We start from the raw sequence: 2,773 nt of genomic DNA on the forward strand, positions 1-2,773 counted from the left end.
CAGCACTCGGCGCAGCAGCCGCTCGGCGAGCGGCCGCTCGTAACGCTGCTCGATCCTGACCCGGGCCTGATCGACCAGATGCATGTAATTCACGCCCGAGGGGCAGGTCGTCATGCAGGCCAGGCACGACAGGCAGCGGTCGACATGTTTGACCACTTCGGCCGTCGGCGTCTGGTCCTTCTCCAGCATCTCCTTGATCAGATAGATGCGGCCGCGCGGGCTATCGAGCTCGTCGCCAAGCAGCACATAGGTCGGACAGGTTGCGGTGCAGAAGCCGCAATGGACGCAGGCGCGCAGGATCTTGTCGGCTTCCGCGATGTCGGGATCGGCGAGCTGCGCGAGTGAAAATTCGGTCTTCATGCGGCAGTGCCTCGCGTCAGCCGCCCCCGGTTGAGGATGGTCTTCGGATCGAAACTGGCGCGGACCCGCTCGCTCAACGCGGCAAGGCCAGGGGCTTGCGGGTGGAATACATCGATCGCGCGCCTGATGTCCTCGGCCGCCCGGATCAGCGTGGCGTGCCCGCCGGCGGCATTCGTACGTTCGCGCACGGCCCGAGCATGCGCGTCCGGCTTCGGTGGCACCGCCGCCCAGATCAGTCCACCACCCCAATCGTAGATCACGTCGCCACCGGTCTCGCGCGCCAGCAGGGTCCCGAGCGCCGCGCCCGACGCCGGCGGGCAGACGATCCGCCAGACCGGCCAGGCCCCCAGCGCGCCACTGGCCGCGAACGGCAGGACGTCGCGGATCGTGGTCCACAGCGCCGCTGACGCCGTGTCCTCGACGAGAATTGCGGTTCCGAACGGCGCCAGCAATTCGCGCAGCGAGCCGGCACGGTGGGCGGCCGAGGCGGCAATGCCCTCGAGCCGCAGCACGGTCAGCGCCTCGCCCTGGCCTGCGATATCGCCGAGACCTTCGATCTCGGTCCGGAACGCCGATGTCGGCAGATGCGCGGCCCCGGAGACATCGAAAGGCGAGCCGAGCGCCGCCGTCATTGCCTTGTTGGCGGCGGCATCGTCGAGCCCGCGCAGCAACAGCGTCCGCTCGGCCTCCGGCTTGGGCATCACTTTCAGCGTGACCTCGGTCATGACCGACAGCGTGCCCCAGGAACCGGCGAGAAGCTTGCAGAGGTCGTAGCCGGTGACGTTCTTCACCACCTTGCCGCCGGTCTTGAAGCTGTCGCCGAAACCGGAGACGGCATGCGCCCCGAGCAGATGGTCGCGCGCGCCGCCCGCCTTGATCCGGCGCGGACCGGCCAGGCCAGCCGCGATCATGCCGCCGATGGTGCCGAGCGCGGGCGTGCCGAGCAGCGGCGCGGTGTTCATCGGCTCGAAGGCGAATTGCTGGTTCTTGGCATCGATCAGCGACAGCACGTCGGCCAGCGGCGCCCCGGCCTGGAGCGTGACAATGAGTTCGTTGGGCTCGTAGCCGGTGATGGCATTCAGCGCGGAGACGTCGAGCACGGCGTTGGTCGCCATCGCGTGGCCGATGCCGCGCTTGGAGCCATGGCCGATGATCTCGAGCGGCTGCTCATTGGCAATCGCCGCGCGCACCACCTCTTCGACGTCTTTGGCGTCTCGTACCTTGAGCGTATCCACGGGCAAAGGCGGTAGCGAAATTCGCCGCCAAAATCAAATGCAGCGTGACGACAGCGGCCATTGCCGCGCGATCCGGCTCGACCTCGGAGCCACGGCCAAGATTCGATCCTCATCGAAGCATTCACGACATCGACACTTCGATCACCGGCGAACCAAAGCCGACAGCCGATCGCTACAAATCTGCACCGAGAGACCAACCGACGGAGACGACATCATGAACCACTATGCCACGCAGAAATCGCTCAGCGACGCCGTCGACGGCGGCGGCCTGCTCGTCGTCGCGCAATGGGAAGCGAAGCCGGGCGAGGCCGACAAGATCGCCGCGATCCTCGACCGCTTCCTGCCGGAGGCCCAGCGCGAGGACGGCGTCAAGCTGTTCTTGATCTCGCGCGCAAAGGACAATCCGGCCCAGTTCCTGTTCTACGAACTGTTCCGCGACGAGGCGGCATTCAAGGCGCACCAGGAGAGCGCGCATTTCAAGACCTGGATCGCTGGCGAAGCCCTGCCGCTGCTGGCGAAGCGCGAGCGGGCGCAATACGGACTGCTGTAGGCATTGCCGAGGAAAGAGGCGTGCATCGCAAGCCCTTCCATCGGCGCAAGCGCCTAGAACCGGGGGATGTCCGGGAATGCCAGATTCCCGGCATGGACGTGCATGCGGCCGAGCTCGGCGCAGCGGTGCAGGGTCGGAAACACCTTTCCGGGATTGAGCAGGCCCTGCGCGTCGAAGGCGCATTTCAGACGCTGCTGCTGGTTGAGGTCGATCTCGCTGAACATTTCCGGCATCAGATCGCGCTTCTCGATGCCGACGCCGTGCTCGCCGGTGAGCACGCCGCCGAACTCGACGCAGGCGCGCAGGATGTCGGCGCCGAAGGCTTCGGCGCGCTCGATCTCGCCGGGCTTGTTGGCATCGTAGAGGATCAGCGGATGCAGATTGCCGTCGCCGGCATGGAACACGTTGGCGCAACCAAGCTGGTACTTTTCCGAGAGCTCGCGGATGCGCGCCAGCGCCTTCGGCAGCGCACCGCGGGGGATGGTGCCGTCCATGCAGAGATAGTCGGGCGAAATGCGGCCGACGGCGGGGAAGGCGGCTTTCCGGCCGGCCCAGAACAGATTGCGCTCGGCTTCCGAGGTCGAGATCTGGCAGGTGGTCGAGCCGCAAGCGTTCGCAATCGTCTCGA

4 protein-coding genes are annotated in these 2,773 nt (G+C 66.6%); 1 reads left to right on the forward strand and 3 read right to left on the reverse strand.

Annotated features, from left to right (window positions below; all coding sequences use genetic code 11):
• Together IVB32_RS07605 and IVB32_RS07610 are read right to left on the reverse strand one after the other, a co-directional pair.
• A partial coding sequence (locus tag IVB32_RS07605) for a 4Fe-4S dicluster domain-containing protein (RefSeq protein WP_247410064.1) occupies positions 1-360 on the reverse strand: 360 nt, incomplete at its 3' end.
• On the reverse strand, positions 357-1,595 hold the full coding sequence (locus tag IVB32_RS07610; RefSeq protein ID WP_018453425.1) for an FAD-binding protein: 1,239 nt from the start codon (positions 1,593-1,595) through the stop codon (positions 357-359). The genes IVB32_RS07605 and IVB32_RS07610, both read right to left, overlap by 4 nt.
• Positions 1,596-1,809: 214 nt before the next feature.
• On the opposite strand from IVB32_RS07610, the gene IVB32_RS07615 reads away from it, so the two are divergent.
• A complete protein-coding gene (locus tag IVB32_RS07615) occupies positions 1,810-2,145 on the forward strand; it encodes an antibiotic biosynthesis monooxygenase family protein (protein ID WP_026232528.1) in 336 nt (111 codons plus the stop codon).
• A 53-nt stretch (positions 2,146-2,198) separates the two neighbouring features.
• On the opposite strand, the gene IVB32_RS07620 is transcribed toward IVB32_RS07615, so the two are convergent.
• Positions 2,199-2,773, reverse strand: a 575-nt coding sequence (locus tag IVB32_RS07620) for an FAD-linked oxidase C-terminal domain-containing protein (RefSeq protein WP_276576773.1), incomplete at its 5' end; no start/stop codon positions are given.

The sequence above is a fragment of the Bradyrhizobium sp. 23 genome, assembly GCF_023073295.1.
In the GTDB taxonomy this organism is placed as follows: domain Bacteria; phylum Pseudomonadota; class Alphaproteobacteria; order Rhizobiales; family Xanthobacteraceae; genus Bradyrhizobium; species Bradyrhizobium canariense_D.